Here is an 18,792-nt window from a genome sequence, read left to right as displayed (position 1 = left end):
CCGAGGCGGCGGTGAAGCTGCTCTGGCTGGCGATCTGCAACATCGAAGACAAACGCGCCGCCGAACGCGCTCGGGACCGGGGCAAACCCGCCGGCCAGCGCAAAGCCCAGGGCCGGCTCGTCGAAGGTCAGGCCGTCACGAACTGGAAGCAGGCCCTCGCCCAGCTCGCCGCGGCCTACCCCGACCGGATCAACCCCTACCTGTGACCACCCCGCTTACACAGACAAGTTGACACGCCCCCGCAGGATGGAAGTTCCTACACCACCGACCTGCCCGAGAAGACCCACTCATGACTCACGCTAACGCACCCCTGACCCCGACCGGCCGTCTCAGGATGGTCCACCGCCACCTGCACGACGGGATCCCGCAGGCACACGTGGCCGCCGAGTTCCGGGTGAGCCGGCCCACGGTGGCCACTTGGGTCGCCCGCTACCGCGCCCAGGGAGAAGCCGGCCTTCAGGACCTGCCCAGCCGGCCGCACCGTTCACCTGCCCAGCTCGATCCGGTCTTGGTCGCCCAGATCCACGCCCTGCGGCGGGAGCGCAAGTGGTCCGCACGGCGCATCCATCACCACCTCGTCTCCGAGGGCCACCGGGTGTGTCTTCGTACCGTGGGACGGTGGCTGCACCGACTCGGGATCTCCCGGTTACGGGACCTGACCCCGGCCGGAGAAGACCTGCGCCAACGACCCCAGAAGATCACCGCGAGGGGGCCAGGGCACATGGTGCACCTGGACGTGAAGAAGATCGGACGCATCCCTGAAGGGGGCGGCTGGCGTGCTCACGGACGTGACAGTGAAGCAGGGCGTGCTTCCAAGCGTGGTGCAGGCCGGCGGGTCGGCTACACCTATCTGCACTCGGCGATCGACGGGTTCACCCGCCTGGCGTACACCGAGGCGTTGGAGGACGAGAAGGCGGTGACCACGATCGGGTTCTTCTGCCGGGCGAGGGCGTTCTTCGCCGCCCACGGCATCACCGTGGACCGGGTGATCACGGACAACGGGAACAACTACCGGGCCGTGGACTTCACCGCGAAGGTGGTCTCGCTCGGGGGCCGGCACCACCGGATCCGACCCTACACCCCGCGCCATAACGGGAAGGTCGAACGGTACAACCGGCTGATGGTCGATGAGGTCCTCTACGCCCGCCCCTACACCTCAGAGCAAGCTCGGCGTGAGGCCCTGGCGGTGTGGGTGAACCACTACAACTACCATCGGCCTCATACCTCCTGCGGAGACGCTCCTCCGGCCTCACTGGCACCGACCCGAGTCAACAACGTCATGCCCTCCTACATCTAGGGGGTGGGAGCCGTCGTGCACGGCCACCCCCCCCGACACGAGGGGCGTGCGGGAGCCCTCATCCGCGTGCCGTCTTCCGGAGCCTCCGCTCACCGGCGTGGCGGGGCCACTCTGCCCGAGGCTTCAGTTTCCCGACGTCCCGAGGCGGCGAGCGCTGCGGGCACCAGGCCCACGATCGCGGGCAGGACGTGCCTCCACATCTCGAGACCGTCGAACATCCAGAGGGCGGCGGCGTATCCGAGGAGGGCCACTGTGAACACCGCACGGAACGCCCACCTGCGCCCCGGCCACAGCAGGCGAACCACGGCGCCGATCATGAGAGCCCACATTGCTGCGTTCATTGCGTGGACAGCCGGCCACCACCAGGTGCGGGCCACCCCCCTGAGGGCCAGCCAGTGGGGATCACCTAGTGCATCCCCGGCCCAGGCGGCGAGGAGCCATGGTCCGGAGACCATCTCCCGCACCGTGGGGACGAGATTGTCCGTCAGTTCGGTCTGCCACGGCACGCCACCGCTCTCAAGCCAGGCGACCGTGTCCGGACAGGTGCTGGACCACAGAGGGCCCAGGCCCGGGATGCCCCGGGGGACGTCTGCGTCCAGCAGGCAGGCCGGGGCTTGGCGAGCCTCGGCAAGGGCTGCGTAGCCGTCGACATGTGACCGGCTCACGAAGCGATCCGCCGCGCGGACCCCTTCCATGGTGGTGTGGACCGGCAGCCAGTCGTAGGTGATGGGTGCTCTGTTGAACATGACACTCTGGACGATCGCGAAGGCGACGAGGAACGAGACGCCCACGAATGCCCCTACGGGGCGGGGGGTGCCCCTGCGGGCGATGACCGCCAGGATCAGGACCACCGCGATCAGGGGGACGGTCAAGGGCCGGGTGAGGAGTCCCAGCGCGGCGCCGACCAACATGGGGAGAGCATTTACATTGTCTCCCTTGACCCAATGCACGGCACCTGCGGCGAAAAGCGCGACTCCCGCCAGGGTGAGAGCCTCCGTGATGGCCCTGTTGTCCCACACGAGCCACCACGGGGAGAGCGTGAACAGCGCGGCGGCTCCGAAGACCCAACGGGGCAGATCCCGGGTAGCGACGATGCAGGCCCATCCCCAGATGAGTGCGGCTGCGAAGGCCTGCAAGGCGATGGCGATGTTGAGGGGCAGAAGGTGAAGAAGCTGCAGGAGCTGGCCGGGGCCCTGTCCGAGGTCGAAGCGCATCGTCGCCCATGGATCGGTAGGGTTCCGATAGCGCTGGGAGTCGGGAGACACGATGGGCGCCCGGAAGGTGGCCCATGCTGCCCGCGCGAGTGCCAAGCCAACGATGACACCCCACTGCCACTTCGCGCCGGCTGAGTCCTTCATATCCTTCAGCCTAGCGTGAGACCATCAGAACCCGTGGAGAGTCTTTGCGGTCTTATCCAGCCACTGGCCCCTCCGCTGGGCCTCCGTCGGAAGGAATCGCAGGCAGCACCCGAACAGGGGGGGAGCCGAGGATGCGGTAGCGGAGATGCCCTTCCACCAGGCCGACGGCCCAGCCCCATTCGGAGGCGTCATGCAGGGAAGCGCTTCCCCGTGCCACTCGGGCACCGGCCGGGAGGGTGCGGGCCAGGCGGCGAACTGCCCCGGAGAAGCTGACTGCTGTTGATTCAGCGATGTGTGGATGATGCGCCCACAGCTGGATGGACGTGCGCGCGTAGTTACGGCGTTGGCGGACAGCACCCGCCGGCGTGGGCCGTTGGACGTAATCGAGACGCGCCCCGGGAACGAGGCGAGCTGTCCACCCGGCCTCGGCCGCACGCCATGCGAAGTCCGCTTCGTCGTGGCCGCCAATGAACGACTCGTCAAAACCGCCGACCGCATCGAACACCTCGCGCGTGAGGCCCATGTTGCCTCCGAGCGCGTAGGCGGGGCCACCGAAGATTTCAGTCAGCCCGAGGTCGGGACCGATCCGCTCACCTGACTGATCTACGGGAACGGCGACGCCTCCGGCCAGCCCATCGGTCACAAGAGCGACCCGAAAGGCGTCCACCCAGCCGGGATGGACACGGTCGTCGGCGTCGCAGATCAGAATGGTTCGATGCCGGGCCGCTAGGACCCCGCAGTTGCGTGCGTGGTTCACTCCCGGCTTGTCCATGGCAGGTACCCCCCGTAGGCGGGGGTCCTGCTCCGCTAGAGCGCGCAGGAGTTCCGCTGTCCCGTCGGTGGACCGGTTGTCCACGAGGACGACCTCATCCTCCGGACCCAGCTGGGGGACCAGCGCCTCTAGCTGATGGGGGAGGTCATTCTCGACGTTGTAGCAAGGGATGACGACGCTGACCGTCGGCAGAGGGGAGGAATTCATCGGTACACCTCGAAGAGTCGTCGGCGGAAAGCGATGGGGCCATACTGGTCGGCGACGTGAGAAGCTCCCGCCCGCGCTGCCTGGTCGGCGGCGCCGACATCGGCCAGAAGGGAGAGCGTCGCCTCGCCGAATCTAGCAGGATCGTCTGCGACGACGGTCCCTTCCGTGGGTTCGATGCCCTCGTGCCCCACGGACGTCGTCACGGTCGGGATCCCCCGGATCATCGCTTCCACGACCTTGAACTTCACTCCCGCTCCCAGGCGCAATGGTGCGATCACCGCAGTGCAGTCGCGATACAGAGCGTCAAGATCCTCCACGAATCCGGGTGTCTCGACGCCGCACGCGTTCAGATGGGCGGCCAGTGCATCCGGGATCCCCCCGCCGGCCACCACGACCCGCGCGTCCGGTCGGGAGCGACGCACGCCGGGGAGCACTTGGTCTGTGAACCAGCGCACGGCGTCCTGGTTCTCCCACCGGGCCATGTAACCGACGAAGAGCAGCGTCGGGGGTCGGCTCGAGCCTGCGTCGCATGCGGGACGGAGGTCGCCGGGGATGGGCGGCGGGATCACGTGGACGCGTGCCTGGCCCCGCCCGTACGGGAGCAGGTCGCGGTCCTTCTCGCTGAGCACGATCACGTCGTCCGCGTACCGAAGGATCCGGCGCTCCGCTGCCCGGGCCGTCGCGGCCCGCGCCGACCAGGCGGCACGGCGGGCGGCAGAAGGGAGGCTGCGGGCATGGCGGTTGAAGCGCTGGGACAGCACGTCATGGAGCGTGACGACCACCTGGGCTTGAGGGGCGAGGTGGCGCAGGGCGGGTGCGAGGAGGCCGGACTCCTCCCACTGGAGATCGATGATGTCCGCTGTGGTGAGCAGGTCCCGATGGCTCCGCAGGACCGCGTGGCTGACGGGAGGCTGGAGGCGGGCCGCCGTGCGGAGGCGGTCAGCCCCGTTCGGAGTCCGATCCTCCCGCGCCAGCAGATGGTCGACGTCGACTCCGCGCGCGATAGCGCGACGGTTGGCCCCCCCGTCTCGGGAGATGACCGTGACCGGCCCTCGCGTCGCGAGCGTATTGACGACCTCGAGGGCCAGCTTCTCCCCGGCCGATTCCTGGGCTCCGCTCGCGGGGACGATCGGGGAGATCATGACTGCTCGGCGGCCAGGAGGTCCCGCCGTCGCGCCGCCTCTCACGCGGACTCCTCGAGCCCGAGCCCGATCAGGGTGTCCGGCTCTCGGCGGAGAAGCCGATATCGCACCCATCCCTCGCTCAGGCCGGCGGCGGTCGCGGCGCGCGTGAGGGCGCCGTCGACGTCCCGCTCGGTCAGGCCGAGGGCCATGCGGGTGAGCCCTCCGAAGCTGCGCGCCAGCTCGCCCATCGGGGGTCGGCGGAGTTCCGCCGTCTCGCTCCATGCGCCGCGAGCTGCCACGGCCTGGGCCAACGCCGACCCAGCGCGGAAGCGCTTCTTCTGCCGGGTGCGTCCGGGTCCCGGCACGCAGCACAGGATGCTCATGGCTCCGTAGTCCATGATCGTGTATCCCGCGTGGGTGAGGCGATACGCGAGGTCGTTGTCCTCCGCGCCGCGGACCAATGCCGCGTCGAACCCGCGCACGCGGAGGATCGCTTCCCGTCGCGCCACGAAATTCCCTCCTAACAGGGCCGGCCCCATGGATCCGCTGCCGGCTGGCGCGGGAGGGACGGGACCCGTGCCGGCGACGAGGATCTCCAGAAGGCGTCCGTAGTCCAGCCCATCCAGCTCGTCGTCGGTGCGGAGGACCACGCCGCCGCTCACTACGGCATGGTCCTTCAGGACCTCGACGGCGCGGCGCACCCAATGCGGATGGACGAGATCGTCGTCGTCTACGAATCCCACCAGCGGGGCAGTCGTCGATGCCAGCCCTCGGTTGCGGGCATACGCGGCACCGGGGTGCTCGTCGGCCTTGATGATCCGCATAGGGTGACGGAATGGGCCTGCGGCGGCCAGACGATCCGGAAGATCCTCGTTGCCACCGTTGTCGCAGAGCACCACCTCGAAGGCGGGTGGGTCCACCTGTTCGTTCAACGCTCGAAGTTGCAGGTCGAGCCGGGGCCCACTGCGATGGCACGGAATGATGACGGTGAGCTCTGGAACAGTCATGGCCCCTTCCTGGGTCTGTCCGCGGCGCAGGGTGGCGTTCTGGGCCTGCATGGAACTCTACTTCCTGGGCAACGCGCAGGTCAGGCGGGCGCCCCTGCCACGTCTGTAACCTGACCCCATGCACCTCCTCGTCACCGGCGGCGCCGGGTTCATCGGATCGAACTTCGTCCACCACGTCGTCCGCGAGACCGGGCACGACGTCGTCGTCCTGGACAAGCTGACCTACGCCGGCAACCGGGAGAACCTCGCCGGCCTGCCGGAGGACCGCGTCACTCTCGAGGTCGGGGACATCTGCGACGCGGCCCTGGTGGACCGCCTGGTCGCCGAGTCGGACGCCGTCGTGCACTACGCGGCGGAGTCCCACAACGACAATTCGCTGAACGATCCCTCGCCGTTCATCCAGACGAACATCGTCGGGACCTTCGTCCTCCTGGAGGCGGTCCGCAAGCACGGCAAGCGGTTCCACCACGTGTCCACGGACGAGGTCTACGGCGACCTCGAGCTGGACGATCTGGCGAAGTTCACCGAGACCACCCCGTACAACCCCTCCAGTCCCTACTCGGCCTCGAAGGCCGGCTCGGACCACCTGGTGCGCGCGTGGGTGCGCTCCTTCGGCGTGCAGGCCACGTTGAGCAACTGCTCCAACAACTACGGCCCGTACCAGCACATCGAGAAGTTCATCCCGCGCCAGATCACCAACCTGATCGACGGCGTCCGCCCCCGCCTCTACGGTCAGGGCGTCAACGTCCGCGACTGGATCCACACGGAGGACCACTCCTCGGCCGTGCTGCGCATCCTCGAACACGGCGAGATCGGCCGCACGTACCTGATCGGCTCGGACGGCGAGAGGAACAACAGGGAGATCGTGGAGATCCTCCTCGAGCTCTTCGACCGCCCCGCGGACGACTACGACCTCGTCGCCGACCGCCCCGGCCACGACCTGCGCTACGCGATCGACAACACCGCCCTGCGCACCGAACTCGGCTGGGAGCCGCAGTTCACGGACATCCGCGCCGGTCTGGCGGACACGGTCCGCTGGTACCGCGAGAACGAGGCCTGGTGGCGCCCGGCCAAGGCCGCCGTCGAGGCCACCTACCGCGCCCAGGGCCAGTGAGGGGGCACCGCTGATGCGCATCACCGAGACCGCCATCCCCGGCCTGCTCGTCCTCGACCTCGACGTCCACGGGGACAACCGCGGCTGGTTCAAGGAGAACTGGCAGCGGGAGAAGATCCGCGCCCTCGCCGCCGAGCACCCCCGCCTGGCCTCGCTCGCCCCGGTGCAGAACAACATCTCCTTCAACGACGCCGTCGGCACCACCCGCGGCATCCACGCCGAGCCCTGGGACAAGTACGTGGCCGTCGCCCACGGCCGGATCTTCGGCGCCTGGGTGGACCTGCGCGAGGGGCCGTCCTTCGGCGCCGTCGCCACCGTGGAGCTCGGCCCGGAGAAGGCCGTCTTCGTGCCGCGCGGGGTGGGCAACTCCTACCAGACGCTCGAGCCGGACACGGCCTACACGTACCTGGTGAACGACCACTGGTCCGCCGACGCGCAGGGCCAGTACACGTTCCTCAACCTTGCGGACCCGACGGCCGCCATCGCCTGGCCCATCCCGCTCGAGGATGCTGAGCTCTCGGACAAGGACCGCGCCCATCCGATGCTCGCGGACGTCACCCCCATGCCGCCCGCCCCGATCCTCGTGCTCGGCGCCGGCGGCCAGCTCGGCCGCGCCCTCGTGGCCCGCGCCGAGGCCGCGGGGATCCCGGTCGAGGCCCACGGCCGGGACACGTGGGACATGACCGATCCGGTGTCCTGGCCGCGGGAGCACTTCCGCGGCCTGCGCGCCGTGGTCAACGCGTCCGCCATGACCGCGGTGGACGCCGCCGAGACACCCGAGGGCCGGGTCCAGGCCTGGGCCGTCAACGCGACCGCCGTCGCCGAGCTCGCGCGCCGCTGCACCGAGGCCGGCGTCCCCCTGGCGCACGTCTCCACGGACTACGTCTTCGACGGCGCCCTCCCCGTGGGGCAGGAGCACCCGGTGGATCACCCGCTCGCGCCGCTGGGCGTCTACGGCCAGTCGAAGGCCGCCGGCGAGGCCGCCGTGCGCACCGTGCCGCGGCACTGGATCGTGCGCACCTCCTGGGTGATCGGGGAGGGGAAGAACTTCGTGGCCACCATGGCGTCCCTCGCCGAGCGCGGGATCGACCCGGCCGTCGTCGGCGACCAGCACGGCCGCCTCACCTTCGCCGACGACCTCGCCGACGCCCTGCTGCACCTGGTCACCACGGACGCGCCCACGGGCACGTTCCACATGACCAACAGCGGCGACGTGGTCACCTGGCACGACGTCGCCCGGTGGGTCTTCGAGGACACCGGCCACGACGCCGCGCGCGTCTCCGCCACGACCACCGCGGCGTACCTGGCCGGCAAGGAGGGCGTGGCCCCGCGGCCGACCAACAGCGCCCTCGACCTCGGGCCCCTGGCCGCCGTCGGCTACACCGCCCCGGACCAGCGCGAACGCCTGCGGACGTACCTGAGGCGCTGACCGCGTCTTGCACGACGAAGCCCCCGCCGACTTCGGCGGGGGCTTCGTGCGTGGGGGCGATCAGCTGCGCGTGCGGGCCCTGCGGCGTGAACGCCGCCCCTTCTTCGCGGACGAACCGACGCTCGAGAGGTACTTCTCGTGGGACTTGTGGTACGTGCTCTCGTACCCGTAGCCATAGGAGTAGCCGCCGCCGCGCTGGGAGCGCGCGACGCCGTTCATCACGACGCCCATCAGATGCGCGTCCACTGCGGCGAGATTCTCCACAGCCGCCTCCAGGTGGTCCTTGCGGGTCCGCCCCTGACGCACCACGAGCACAGTCCCGTCCACGGCGGTGGCCAGGAGCGAGCCGTCCGTGACGGGCAGCAGGGGAGGGGAGTCGACGATGACGAAGAAGTCCTCCGATGCCAGCTCCAACAGGGCCCGCATGCGCTTCGAGCCCAGCAGCTCCGACGGGTTCGGGGGCGTCCGGCCGGCGGGGAGCAGCGTGAGGTTCGGGATTCCGGTGGCCGCGAGGGCGTCGTCCGGCTGCACCTCACCGGCCAGCACCTCGGACAGGCCCACGTCGCCCGCCACCTGGAAGAGGTCGTGCTGCCGGGGCCGCCGCAGGTCGGCATCCACCACGAGCACCCGTTCGCCGGCCAGGGCCAGGGCGCGGGCCAGATTCGAGGCGATGGTCGACTTGCCTTCGGAGGGGTCCGCGCTCGTGAACGAGACGACGCGCGGCGGCTCGTCGACGGAGACGAACTTGAGGTTGGTGCGCAGCGCCCGGATGGCCTCACCGGCCCGGGGGTCGAGGTCCACGGCCTCCTCGCCTGTGCGGGTCAGGGAGGCGTTCTCCGGGACGGCGCCGATCACGCCGGCGCCGGTGACCTCCTTCACGTCGGCGCGGCTGCGCACCTTCACATCGAGGAGACGACGGAGCACCGCGATGGCGAGTCCCGCACCCAGTCCGGCCACGACGCCCACGAGGACGTTGCGCCGGGTGTCAGGGCTCACGGGAGCAGAGGGCACGCGGGCGTCCGACAGCGGCACGACCTCCAGGGGGCTGTTCCTGTCCACCTCCGCCGCCACGTCCGCCGTCGCCTGCAGGGCGCTGTTCGCGAGCTGCGCGGCGGTCTCGGGATCCGTCGAGGTGGCGGTCACCTTGATCATGCTGGACCCGGGGACGAGCGCCGCGGAGAGCGAGTCGTCGTCGTCCTGCCCCGTGTCCTGTGCCACGCGTTCACGCACTGCCTGGCTGTTGATCAGGGCGACGTAGGCCTGAGCCCGGCTCTCGGCAGGCCCGTCGCCGGCGATGAGGCTCTGATCCGTGCTCCGCGCGGCGAGGAGCCCCTGAGATTCGGAGGCGTAGATCCGGGGCTGCAGTGCGGAGTAGCCCCAGCCCAGCAGACCCCCCACGAGGGCTGCTGCCAGGAGCAGCAGGAGGTTGGCGCGCAGAAGGCGGAAGAAGTCGACGATCGTCACGGAGCACCTCGGGGGTCATGGACGGGGATGCGCGGGCCGTTGTGGCCAGGAAACGCACAGGTCCACGGTACCAAGACCCGCCGCACGGTCTGAGGACCCGGGGACGACGCCCGCCACCGCGCTACGCTGAGCCGCGTATCGCCCGGCGTCCATGAAAGGTTCCGCACCATGCGCTCGAGCACGCCCCATAACCGGACGGCTGCCCGCGCTATGGGGGCCGTCGCGCCACCCGAGGCCCGGCCGGCCAGGCGCCACGCCTCGCTCGGCCTCGTCGAGGACGGTCAGGCCGCGTGGACCCGCTCTCCGTGGAACCCGCTGGTCACGTCGGCCTCACCGCGGCTGTTCGAGGCCGTGCTGGCCACCGGCCTGGTGGTGGAGGCGTTCAGCGCTCCCGGCCTGCCGATCCCGTTCGCAGAGTTCTCCGCGATCCTTCTGCTGCTCCTCGCCTCGTTCCGAGAGCCCCGCCGGGACCTCTCCCACTACGGCGTGCTGGCCCTCGTCGCACTGGCCCTGGTGGCGTATCTCGTCGCGGTGACCGTGCACAACGACCTCGACCCCACGCGTCGCGCCACGAGGATCACGCTCCTGATCCTGCTGATCTACGCCATCGCCAGCGAGAGGATCGACATCAAGGGCGTCCTCTACGGGATGACGGCCGGAGCACTGATCAACGTGCCCCTCTTCTACGCGGGCCTGGCCCCGGACACCTACGGCGGGTACCTCACCGGCTTCCTCGGGGACAAGAACGTCTCCGGCCTCTTCTATGCGCTCCTGCCGGTGCTGCTCGTGGCCACCATGCAACGCATGGGCCCGAAGCTCCTCGTGCTGGGTGCCGGCTCCGTCTTGACCTTCCTCACCGGCTCGCGGACCTCGATGGCCGCGCTGCTCTGCGCGGTCGTGTGGATCCTCGTGAGCCCCTACCTGGGGCGGGTCCTGCGTATCGCACTGGGGGTCGTCATGGGTTGGTTCGTCAGCTGGGCCGAGGAGAACCTGGCCGACCTCGGCATCTTCGGAGACCGCACGGGCACGGACTGGTTCCGGGCGCAGATCCAGGCGGCGTCCGTGGAGAAGGTGGCGGAGACGTCCTTCTTCGGCCAGGGCCTCTCCACGGCATTCGTGGACCTGGACCACGTGTCCATGTTCTTCCACAACTCCTACCTGGGTCTCCTGGTCGAGGGCGGCTGGCCGTTCCTGGTCGTGGTGGTCGGCGCCTACCTCTGGCTGTGCCTGCGGCCCTTCGCCCGGACGCACCGCTCGCCTTCCCGCGTCGCCGTCGAAGCGGCCGCCCTCATCATCCTCGTGGCCTCGCTCCAGCTGGGGGAGGTGTTCATCACGATCTTCGGCGCCATCGTGCTCGGTTGCGGACTCCTGCTGAGCGCCCAGGAGGACGAGGAGGACCATGGCGCCCCCGCGAAGGACCGGGCCCACCGCCGCAAGCTGGACCGCATCATCGAGCGGTCCCGACGCGCGGGCCGCTGAACGCGTCGAGCACCACCGGTGCTATCCTGTCCGGGTTGCCCAGGCGAGGGAGCGTGCGCTCCGTGATCGACGAGGCCGCCGCCGCGCGTCAGCATGCTGACCCGCTGCGGCACTGAAGCCCCCTCCTGGCCGCATCCCGCGCCGCCCCCGGCTGCGCGGCCGAGACCCCCACAGGAGGACGCATCATGTCTGACCAGCTCAAGATCAAGGTCACCCGCCGCACCGACTTCGGCAAGGGCGCCGCCCGCCAGGCCCGCCGCGCCGGCCTGATCCCCGCCGTCGTCTACGGCCACGGCCAGGATCCCGTGCACCTGCTGCTGCCGGCCCAGGAGACCACCCTGGCCGTCCGCAACCCCAACGCCCTGCTCACCGTCGTGAACGAGGCCGGCGAGGAGCACCTGGTCCTGCCCAAGGACATCCAGCGCCACGCCATCAAGGACACCGTGGAGCACCTGGACCTCATCGAGGTCCGCCGCGGCGAGAAGGTCATCGTCGAGGTCACCGTGCATGTCGAGGGCGAGGTCGCCCCCGGCAACGACTACGTGCTGGACTACGTCACCGTGCCGGTCGAGGCCGACGCCACCGACCTGCCCGAGGCCGTCACCATCTCCGTCGAGGGCCGCGAGGCCGGCGACCACGTGTACGCCCCGGACGTGCAGGTCCCCGCCGGCACCACCCTGCAGCTCGAGGACGACATCGTCATCGCCACCGTCTCGGAGGTCGTCGAGCAGGACCTCGGCGACGAGTCCGTGCAGGAGGAGCAGGCCGCCGAGTCTGCCGAGGGCGAGTCCGAGGGCTCCGAGGACTGATCACGCCATGACGACGGGGACCACGCTCATCGTCGGGCTCGGCAATCCCGGGCCCGAGTACGAGCGCACCCGTCACAACGTCGGCCAGATGGTGGCGGATGAGCTCGCCTCCCGCATGGGGGTCGGGTTCACCCGCCACCGGGCCGGCGCCGTGGTGGCCACGGGTCGCCTCGGCATCGGGGGACCGCGGGTCGTGCTCGCGAAGTCCACCGGCTACATGAACGTCTCCGGACGCCCCGTCTCCGCGCTGGCGTCCTTCTACGGGATCGGCCCCGAGGACCTCGTGGTGGTCCATGACGAGCTGGACATCCCGTTCGACACCCTGCGTCTCAAGCGCGGCGGGGGAGAGGGCGGCCACAACGGCCTGAAGTCCATCACCGCCTCGCTCGGCACGAAGGACTACGCCCGCGTGCGCGTCGGCATCGGCCGCCCCCCGGGCCGCATGGACGTGGCCGACTTCGTGCTGCGCCCCTTCACCAAGCCCGAGCAGGACGTCCTGCCGCTGCACGTGGACCGCGCGGCGGACGCCGTCGAGAAGCTCGTCACGGACGGTCTCGAGCCCGCCCAGCAGGCGTTCCACTGACCTCCCGCCCCGCGACATCCTCGACGGGGGCTCAGCCCCACGCTCAGGGGGCCGGGGTCACGGCACGGGCCAGAGCGTCCGCGATGGTCTCCAGGGCGGGATCCGTGATCTGGATCATCTCCGCGTACCCCTCCACCGGCCCGCGGAACGGGTCCACGACGTCGAGGGGCTGGGCGGTCGACCGCGCGAGGGCCCGGTGGCGGGCCGCCTCGGCGGCGAAGGCACGCACTCCGCGACCGGCCGGGATCCAGTCCCGCCCGTCCCGCTGGTCCATCGCGCGGACCAGCGCCGCGAGCTCCAGCACGGTGAACACCCGCGCGACGGCCTGCGGCACCTCCCGCAGCGCGAAGCGCATGTGGTCCTGAGCCGCGGCCAACACCAGATCCGCCTCCGCCACCATGAACGGCTGCAACGCGGCGGGACGGTGGCCTTCCAGCCCGGTGACGCCGGCCTCGGCGCCGAGCCGCACGAGCGGCGGCGGCACCGTCAGGGCCTGGTTCGGCTGGGAGCCGGCGCTGCCGACCTCCACCCGGCCGGGGGCCAGAGCCGCCAGCCGGCCCTGCAGGGCCCGGCTCGCATAGGCCGAGCGGCACACGTTGCCGGTGCACACGATGAGCACGGCGTCCGGCGAGGGAAGGGCCCGGCGCCCCCGCCGGGCAGGCGGAGCCGAGCTCGACAGCGCCGGGCGACGGGAGAACGAGATCAACCGCGCGCGGCTCCGCCGTCACGCTCGAGCCACGAGGACAGCGCCCGGGCCTGACGATTGACGACCTTGCCGACCATCGGCTCGGCCTTCGCCGCGAGCTTCGAGCCCACCAGCGGGATCCGGCAGACGAGGGTGCCGTCCACGGAGAACTGGGAGCCCTCACCGGCGGCGGTCAGGCGGAGGGAGCCGTCCGCCGTCGCCTTGGCGGAGGGAACGGTGATGGTGGTGGTGCCGGCGCGGGAGCCGTCCGCGGCGGGCGCGTCCCAGCGCTCCACCTGCTCCACCTGGAGGGCGGAGCCGATGAGCTTGCGGGCCATGTCCGGGACCCGGTCCGGGATACGGTCCGCGGGCAGGGAGCGCACGGCGGTGACGGTCATCGCGCCCTCCGGGGAGCCCTCCACGGAGAACGAGACCAGGGAGCCGCCGAAGGACTCGACCACGGAACGGTGGAAGTCCTCGGACGCCAGGGCGGCTGCCACGGCCGCCGGCGGGTGCGGGATGGACTGCTGAGCGGAAAAGGCCACGGTGTCTCCTCGGGGTCAAGTCGGGCCGCGCCCGGCGGGCCGTGAGAGGCCGGCACCGGTTCGCCGACGGCGATGGGCGTCCATCCCTCACCTTATATGCTGGCCTCCGCGACCCGGGTCCCGTGCACGGCGCCGGGACCGGCCGCGCGACCCCTCGTGAACCCCCTGGAAGGTGTGTCCGCCATGTCGGCACTCTGGGCCGTGGCCCTCATCATGCTCCTGAGCGGGACGGCGAAGCTCCGTTCCGGCGAGGACGTGCAGGCCACGTTCACCCGGCTCAGGGTGCCCCGCCCGTTCGCGGCCCCCGCCCTGGCGCGCGCGTTCCCCTGGCTCGAGTTGCTGCTCGCCGCCGCCCTCCTGCAGCCCTTCACCCTGCTGCGTCCCGTCGTCGGCCTGGTGGCCGTGGCCCTCTTCGCCGCCTTCCTCGCGCTCGTGGTCCGGGCCCAGGACGACGGCGTCTCGTGCGGCTGCTTCGGCGATGCCTCGGCCGCCCCGATCTCCCGCACCACCGTGGTCCGCAACGTCGTCTTCCTGGCCCTCGCCGTCCTGGCCCTGGCCGAGGGGATCGTCTCGCTGGCGGTGCACGGCGCGGGCCTGGCCTGGCAGCCGCTCACCGCCTTCGGCGCCGGGGCGTGGGCGTGGGCTCTGCTCGTGTCCGTGCTGCTCGCGACCGCCGCGTTCCTGGCCGGGCGCGAGTCCGTCCCGTCGACGCCCGACGCCGCCCCGGCGACGCCCATGCCCGAGGCCCCGGCCGCCCTCGACCCGGCCGACGCCGCCGAGCCCGAACGCCACCCGTTCCCGGACGCCGTCGTGGTCGCGGACGGCGAGTACACCGGTCTGCACCGGCTGGTCGCGGACGGGGCCGTGGTGGCCCTGCGCCTGTCCACGGGGTGCGGCTCCTGCACGCGCGTGATCGACCGGCTGGACGAGTTCAAGGACGCGCTCGGGCCGGTCCGGCTGCGGGTCCTCATGCCCCAGCACGCCCCCGGCGCCGAGGGGGCGATCCGCAGCGGCGCCGTCGACGCGTCGCTCGTGCTCGCCGACCCGGCCGGCGCCGCCTCGCAGGCCCTCGGCCTGCACTCGTTCCCCACCGCGGTGCTGCTCGGCACGGACCGGCTCACCGCCGGCGGCCCGGTGGGCGGCGCCGACGACGTCCTCGCCTTCCTCGAAGAGATCCGGGAGATCATGACCACCGAACTGCCCGCCGCCACGGACGGCTCCACCGCCACCCCGGAGGTCCGCGCATGAGCGCCCCCGAGACCACCCCCCCGAGACCACCCCCGTCCTCGCCCCGCTGCTGCCGCGCCTGCGCGCCGAACGCGCGCTCGAGGCGGCCGCCGCCTCCGCCGCCCGGCCGCTCGAGTCCCGGGGCGTCGAACTGGAGATCGGCCTGCCCGACGGCGCCCGCGCGCCCCTGCTGACCGTCCTCGCCGAGGCGCTGGCCGAGGGCCACGGCGAGCGCGCCGCCGTCCTCGTGGTCACCGCCACCACCCGCGAGGCCGAGGACCTCGTGACCGACCTGGCCGCCTGGGCCCCCGCCGGTGCCGCCGCGCTGTTTCCGTCCTGGGAGACGCTGCCCCACGAGCGACTGTCCCCGCGCTCGGACACCGTGGGCGCGCGCCTGGCCGTGCTGCGCCGCCTCGCCCACCCCGAGGAGCACGCGGAGGGCCCGCTGCGCATCGTCGTCGCCCCGGTGCGCGCCGTGCTGCAGCCCCTCGTGGCCGGGCTCGGCGAGCTGAGCCCCGTGACCCTGCGGACGGGGGAGGAACGGGACTTCGACGGCGTGGTGGCCGCGCTCGCGGACGCCGCCTACTCGCGCGTGGACATGGTCAGCCGTCGCGGCGAGTTCGCCGTGCGCGGCGGGCTGATCGACGTGTTCCCGCCCACCGAGGACTACCCCGTGCGCATCGAGTTCTTCGGCGACGAGGTGGAGCAGATGCGCTGGTTCTCCGTGGCGGACCAGCGCTCCCTCGAGGACACCACGGAGGACGGCTCGGGCCACCCCTCCGAGCTGTACGCGCCCCCGTGCCGCGAGCTGCTGATCACGGACCACGTGCGCCGGCGCGCGAAGGAGCTGATCCCGGCCATGCCCGCCGCCGCGGACATGCTGGACCGCATCGCCGAGGGCGTGGCCGTGGAGGGCATGGAGTCCCTCTCCCCGCTGCTGGCCGAGGCCATGACGTCGCTGCCCCGCATGCTGCCCACCGGCTCGCTGACCGTCCTCGTGGAGCCTGAGCGCCTGCGCGGCCGCGCCGACGACCTGCTGGCCACCAACGAGGAGTTCCTCCAGGCCGCGTGGGCCGGCGCCGCGCAGGGCGCGGTCGCCCCGGTGGACGTGGCCGGGGCGGACCAGTCCGCCGCGGGCGGCTTCCTCACGGTGGCCGAACTCCGCGCGGTCGCCCTCGAGCAGGACCAGGGGTTCTGGTCCGTCACCGCGCTGGTCTCGGACGACGAGCTGCTGCCCGACGCCGCCGCCCTGCGCGCCACCCTCGGCGTCGCGCAGACCTTCTCGGGCGACATCGAGGCCATGGTCGCGCACACCCGCGTCCGGCTCGCGGAAGGGTGGCATGCCGTGGTCCTCACCGACGGCCCCGGCTCCGCCCGCCGTCTCGCCGAGCTCACCACGGAGGCCGGCCTCACGGCCTCCGTGGTGGACGGGCCCCTGCCCGCGGACCTCGCCCCGGGGCGGGTCTCCATCGCGACGGCGCCCGTCGGCTCCGGCTTCACGATCCCGGACGCGCAGATCGCCCTGATCACGGAGCACGACCTCTTCGGCCGGCACCGCACCGCGGGCACGCGCGCCCCCGGGGCGCGGCTGGCCCGGAAGCGGCGCAACGCCGTCGACCCGCTGACCCTGCAGCCCGGGGACCACGTGGTGCACTCCCAGCACGGCATCGCCCGCTTCGTGGAGCTGCAGCGCCGCAAGGTCACCGGCGGCCCGCGCACCGCCCCCGGCGCCGAGGAGTCCTACCGCGAGTACCTCGTGCTCGAGTACGCGCCCTCGAAGCGCGGCGCCCCGGGCGACCGGCTGTTCGTGCCCACCGACCAGCTCGACCTGATCTCCACCTACGTGGGCGGGGAGACGCCGTCGCTGTCCAAGATGGGCGGCTCGGACTGGGCGCAGACCAAGTCCAAGGCCAAGCGCGCCACCCGCGAGATCGCCGGCGAGCTCATCCGCCTGTACTCGGCCCGCATGGCCTCGCGCGGCCACGCGTTCGCCCCGGACACCCCGTGGCAGGGCGAGCTGGAGGAGGCCTTCCCGTTCATCGAGACGCCGGACCAGCTGACCACCATCGAGGACGTCAAGAAGGACATGGAGGCGGCCGTTCCCATGGACCGGCTCGTCTCCGGCGACGTCGGCTTCGGCAAGACCGAGGTGGCCGTGCGCGCCGCGTTCAAGGCGGTGCAGGACGGCAAGCAGGTGGCCGTCCTCGTCCCGACGACGCTGCTCGCCCGCCAGCACCACCAGACGTTCTCCGACCGGTTCGCCGGCTTCCCCGTGAAGGTGGCCGCGCTCTCCCGGTTCCAGACCGCCAAGGAGTCCAAGGAGGTCATCGAGGGGCTCGCGCACGGCGAGGTGGACGTGGTGATCGGCACCCACCGGCTGCTCTCCGACCAGGTGCAGTTCAAGGACCTGGGCCTGGTGATCGTGGACGAGGAGCAGCGCTTCGGCGTCGAGCACAAGGAGGCGCTGAAGAAGATGCGCACCAACGTGGACGTGCTCGCCATGTCCGCCACGCCCATCCCGCGCACCCTCGAGATGTCCCTCACCGGCATCCGCGAGACCTCCACCCTGGCCACCGCCCCGGAGGAGCGCCACCCCGTGCTCACCTCGGTGGGCCCGTACTCGGACCAGCAGGTCACCGCGGCCATCCGCCGCGAGCTGATGCGCGAGGGCCAGGTGTTCTACGTGCACAACCGCGTCACCACCATCGACAAGGTGGCCAAGCGCATCGCCGAGCTGGTGCCCGAGGCGCGGATCGCCGTCGCCCACGGCAAGATGAGCGAGGCCCGGCTCGAGCAGATCATGGTGGACTTCTGGGAGCGGAAGTTCGACGTGCTCGTCTCCACCACGATCATCGAGACCGGCCTGGACATCGCCAACGCCAACACCCTGATCGTGGAGGACGCCCATCGCTACGGCCTCTCCCAGCTGCACCAGCTGCGCGGCCGCGTGGGCCGTGGCCGCGAGCGGGCGTACGCGTACTTCCTGTACGACCCGCAGAAGCCCCTGGGCGAGGTGGCCCTCGAACGGCTCAAGGCCGTGGCCACCCACAACGAGCTCGGGGCGGGCATGCAGCTGGCCATGAAGGATCTCGAGATCCGCGGCGCCGGCAACCTGCTGGGCGGGGAGCAGTCCGGCCACATCGCCGGCGTGGGCTTCGACCTGTATCTGCGGATGGTGGGCGAGGCCGTGGCCGACTTCAAGGGCGAGGAGGACACCGCGCCCGCCGAGGTGAAGGTGGAGCTGCCGGTCAACGCCCATCTGCCGCACGACTACGTGCCGGGGGAGCGGCTGCGCCTGGAGATGTACCGCAACCTCGCCCAGGCCGCGGACGACGCCGCCGTGGACGCCGTGGTGGAGGAGCTCAAGGACCGCTACGGCCCGCTGCCGGAGCCGGTGGAGGCGCTCGTCGCCGTCGCCCGGTTCCGCAACCGGGCGCGGGCCGCGGGCGTCACCGAGGTGATGCTGCTGGGGCAGAACGTGAAGTTCGGCCCCGTCGCGGACCTGCCGGAGTCCCGTCAGATGCGCCTGACCCGCATGTACAAGGGCGCCCAGGTCAAGCCGGCCCTGAACGGCGTCCTCATCCCGCGGCCCAAGACCAAGCCGGTCATGGGTCAGGATCTCGTGGACGTCCCGCTGCTCGAGTGGGCACAGCAGGTGGTCGATGCGATCTTCGCGCCGGAGGGCTGAGCCG

15 protein-coding genes and 1 pseudogene are annotated in these 18,792 nt (G+C 71.4%); 9 read left to right on the top strand and 7 right to left on the bottom strand.

The window, feature by feature from the left end; translation table 11 throughout:
- Positions 1-206 (top strand): annotated as a pseudogene (locus J1M40_RS01780) (IS256 family transposase); the annotation flags it as partial.
- Positions 207-289: 83 nt separating this feature from the next.
- Positions 290-1,297, top strand: coding sequence for an IS481 family transposase (locus J1M40_RS01775; protein ID WP_206450403.1), 1,008 nt, complete (start codon positions 290-292; stop codon positions 1,295-1,297).
- Between the two features lie 89 nt (positions 1,298-1,386).
- On the opposite strand, the gene J1M40_RS01770 is transcribed toward J1M40_RS01775, so the two are convergent.
- Genes J1M40_RS01770 through J1M40_RS01755 form a run of 4 tightly spaced genes read right to left on the bottom strand, consistent with a single transcriptional unit; the run spans position 1,387 to position 5,816 of the window.
- The gene (locus J1M40_RS01770) at positions 1,387-2,655 is read right to left on the bottom strand and encodes a hypothetical protein (protein ID WP_070708699.1); all 1,269 of its coding nucleotides are present in this window, start codon (positions 2,653-2,655) and stop codon (positions 1,387-1,389) included.
- A gap of 52 nt (positions 2,656-2,707) precedes the next feature.
- Entirely contained in the window at positions 2,708-3,634 is a 927-nt protein-coding gene (locus J1M40_RS01765; protein WP_070708698.1) for a glycosyltransferase family 2 protein, read from the bottom strand.
- Positions 3,631-4,776, bottom strand: coding sequence for a glycosyltransferase (locus tag J1M40_RS01760; protein WP_070708697.1), 1,146 nt, complete (start codon positions 4,774-4,776; stop codon positions 3,631-3,633). The genes J1M40_RS01765 and J1M40_RS01760 overlap by 4 nt, the downstream gene beginning before the upstream one ends.
- A 41-nt stretch (positions 4,777-4,817) precedes the next feature.
- Positions 4,818-5,816, bottom strand: coding sequence for a glycosyltransferase family 2 protein (locus J1M40_RS01755; RefSeq protein WP_070708696.1), 999 nt, complete (start codon positions 5,814-5,816; stop codon positions 4,818-4,820).
- Between the two features lie 67 nt (positions 5,817-5,883).
- On the opposite strand from J1M40_RS01755, the gene rfbB reads away from it, so the two are divergent.
- Both rfbB and J1M40_RS01745 read left to right on the top strand, forming a co-directional pair.
- Positions 5,884-6,879, top strand: coding sequence for a dTDP-glucose 4,6-dehydratase (gene rfbB, locus J1M40_RS01750; protein WP_206450402.1), 996 nt, complete (start codon positions 5,884-5,886; stop codon positions 6,877-6,879).
- Between the two features lie 13 nt (positions 6,880-6,892).
- A complete protein-coding gene (locus tag J1M40_RS01745; RefSeq protein WP_206450401.1) occupies positions 6,893-8,308 on the top strand; it encodes a sugar nucleotide-binding protein in 1,416 nt (471 codons plus the stop codon).
- A gap of 60 nt (positions 8,309-8,368) precedes the next feature.
- Here the strand turns inward: J1M40_RS01745 and J1M40_RS01740 are convergent, their stop codons facing one another.
- Positions 8,369-9,772: a polysaccharide biosynthesis tyrosine autokinase gene (locus tag J1M40_RS01740; RefSeq protein WP_166437627.1), complete on the bottom strand. Its 1,404-nt coding sequence runs from the start codon at positions 9,770-9,772 to the stop codon at positions 8,369-8,371.
- A gap of 168 nt (positions 9,773-9,940) precedes the next feature.
- Between J1M40_RS01740 and J1M40_RS01735 the strand changes: the two genes are divergently transcribed.
- From J1M40_RS01735 to pth, 3 genes are all read left to right on the top strand, one after another.
- A complete protein-coding gene (locus J1M40_RS01735) occupies positions 9,941-11,251 on the top strand; it encodes an O-antigen ligase (RefSeq protein WP_241251976.1) in 1,311 nt (436 codons plus the stop codon).
- A 185-nt stretch (positions 11,252-11,436) separates the two neighbouring features.
- A complete protein-coding gene (locus tag J1M40_RS01730; RefSeq protein WP_044659564.1) occupies positions 11,437-12,060 on the top strand; it encodes a 50S ribosomal protein L25/general stress protein Ctc in 624 nt (207 codons plus the stop codon).
- Positions 12,061-12,067: 7 nt separating this feature from the next.
- Complete coding sequence (gene pth, locus J1M40_RS01725) at positions 12,068-12,643, top strand: aminoacyl-tRNA hydrolase (RefSeq protein WP_010079281.1); 576 nt, start codon at positions 12,068-12,070, stop codon at positions 12,641-12,643.
- A gap of 43 nt (positions 12,644-12,686) precedes the next feature.
- On the opposite strand, the gene J1M40_RS01720 is transcribed toward pth, so the two are convergent.
- Both J1M40_RS01720 and J1M40_RS01715 read right to left on the bottom strand, forming a co-directional pair.
- On the bottom strand, positions 12,687-13,262 hold the full coding sequence (locus tag J1M40_RS01720) for a phosphotyrosine protein phosphatase (RefSeq protein WP_206450400.1): 576 nt from the start codon (positions 13,260-13,262) through the stop codon (positions 12,687-12,689).
- A gap of 83 nt (positions 13,263-13,345) precedes the next feature.
- Entirely contained in the window at positions 13,346-13,873 is a 528-nt protein-coding gene (locus J1M40_RS01715; protein WP_044659725.1) for a DUF2505 domain-containing protein, read from the bottom strand.
- A 183-nt stretch (positions 13,874-14,056) separates the two neighbouring features.
- On the opposite strand from J1M40_RS01715, the gene J1M40_RS01710 reads away from it, so the two are divergent.
- Entirely contained in the window at positions 14,057-15,121 is a 1,065-nt protein-coding gene (locus tag J1M40_RS01710; RefSeq protein WP_144860011.1) for a MauE/DoxX family redox-associated membrane protein, read from the top strand.
- A 58-nt stretch (positions 15,122-15,179) separates the two neighbouring features.
- A complete protein-coding gene (mfd, locus tag J1M40_RS01705) occupies positions 15,180-18,788 on the top strand; it encodes a transcription-repair coupling factor (RefSeq protein ID WP_241251992.1) in 3,609 nt (1,202 codons plus the stop codon).
- The last annotated feature ends 4 nt before the right edge of the window (positions 18,789-18,792 follow it).

It is taken from the genome of Micrococcus sp. KRD026 (assembly GCF_017168445.1).
Lineage (GTDB): Bacteria > Actinomycetota > Actinomycetes > Actinomycetales > Micrococcaceae > Micrococcus > Micrococcus luteus.
The sequence above is the reverse complement of the archived record's forward strand: the minus strand, read 5'-3'. Positions and strand labels throughout refer to the sequence as shown.

Bases quoted from the DNA above. Each gene is read 5' to 3' on its own strand.
- rfbB (WP_206450402.1), top strand. From the start codon at position 5,884: ATGCACCTCCTCGTCACCGGCGGCGCCGGGTTCATCGGATCGAACTTC.
- J1M40_RS01765 (WP_070708698.1), bottom strand. From the start codon at position 3,634: ATGAATTCCTCCCCTCTGCCGACGGTCAGCGTCGTCATCCCTTGCTAC.
- J1M40_RS01745 (WP_206450401.1), top strand. From the start codon at position 6,893: ATGCGCATCACCGAGACCGCCATCCCCGGCCTGCTCGTCCTCGACCTC.
- J1M40_RS01770 (WP_070708699.1), bottom strand. From the start codon at position 2,655: ATGAAGGACTCAGCCGGCGCGAAGTGGCAGTGGGGTGTCATCGTTGGC.
- J1M40_RS01735 (WP_241251976.1), top strand. From the start codon at position 9,941: ATGCGCTCGAGCACGCCCCATAACCGGACGGCTGCCCGCGCTATGGGG.
- J1M40_RS01775 (WP_206450403.1), top strand. From the start codon at position 290: ATGACTCACGCTAACGCACCCCTGACCCCGACCGGCCGTCTCAGGATG.
- J1M40_RS01755 (WP_070708696.1), bottom strand. From the start codon at position 5,816: ATGCAGGCCCAGAACGCCACCCTGCGCCGCGGACAGACCCAGGAAGGG.
- pth (WP_010079281.1), top strand. From the start codon at position 12,068: ATGACGACGGGGACCACGCTCATCGTCGGGCTCGGCAATCCCGGGCCC.
- J1M40_RS01730 (WP_044659564.1), top strand. From the start codon at position 11,437: ATGTCTGACCAGCTCAAGATCAAGGTCACCCGCCGCACCGACTTCGGC.
- J1M40_RS01710 (WP_144860011.1), top strand. From the start codon at position 14,057: ATGTCGGCACTCTGGGCCGTGGCCCTCATCATGCTCCTGAGCGGGACG.
- J1M40_RS01760 (WP_070708697.1), bottom strand. From the start codon at position 4,776: ATGATCTCCCCGATCGTCCCCGCGAGCGGAGCCCAGGAATCGGCCGGG.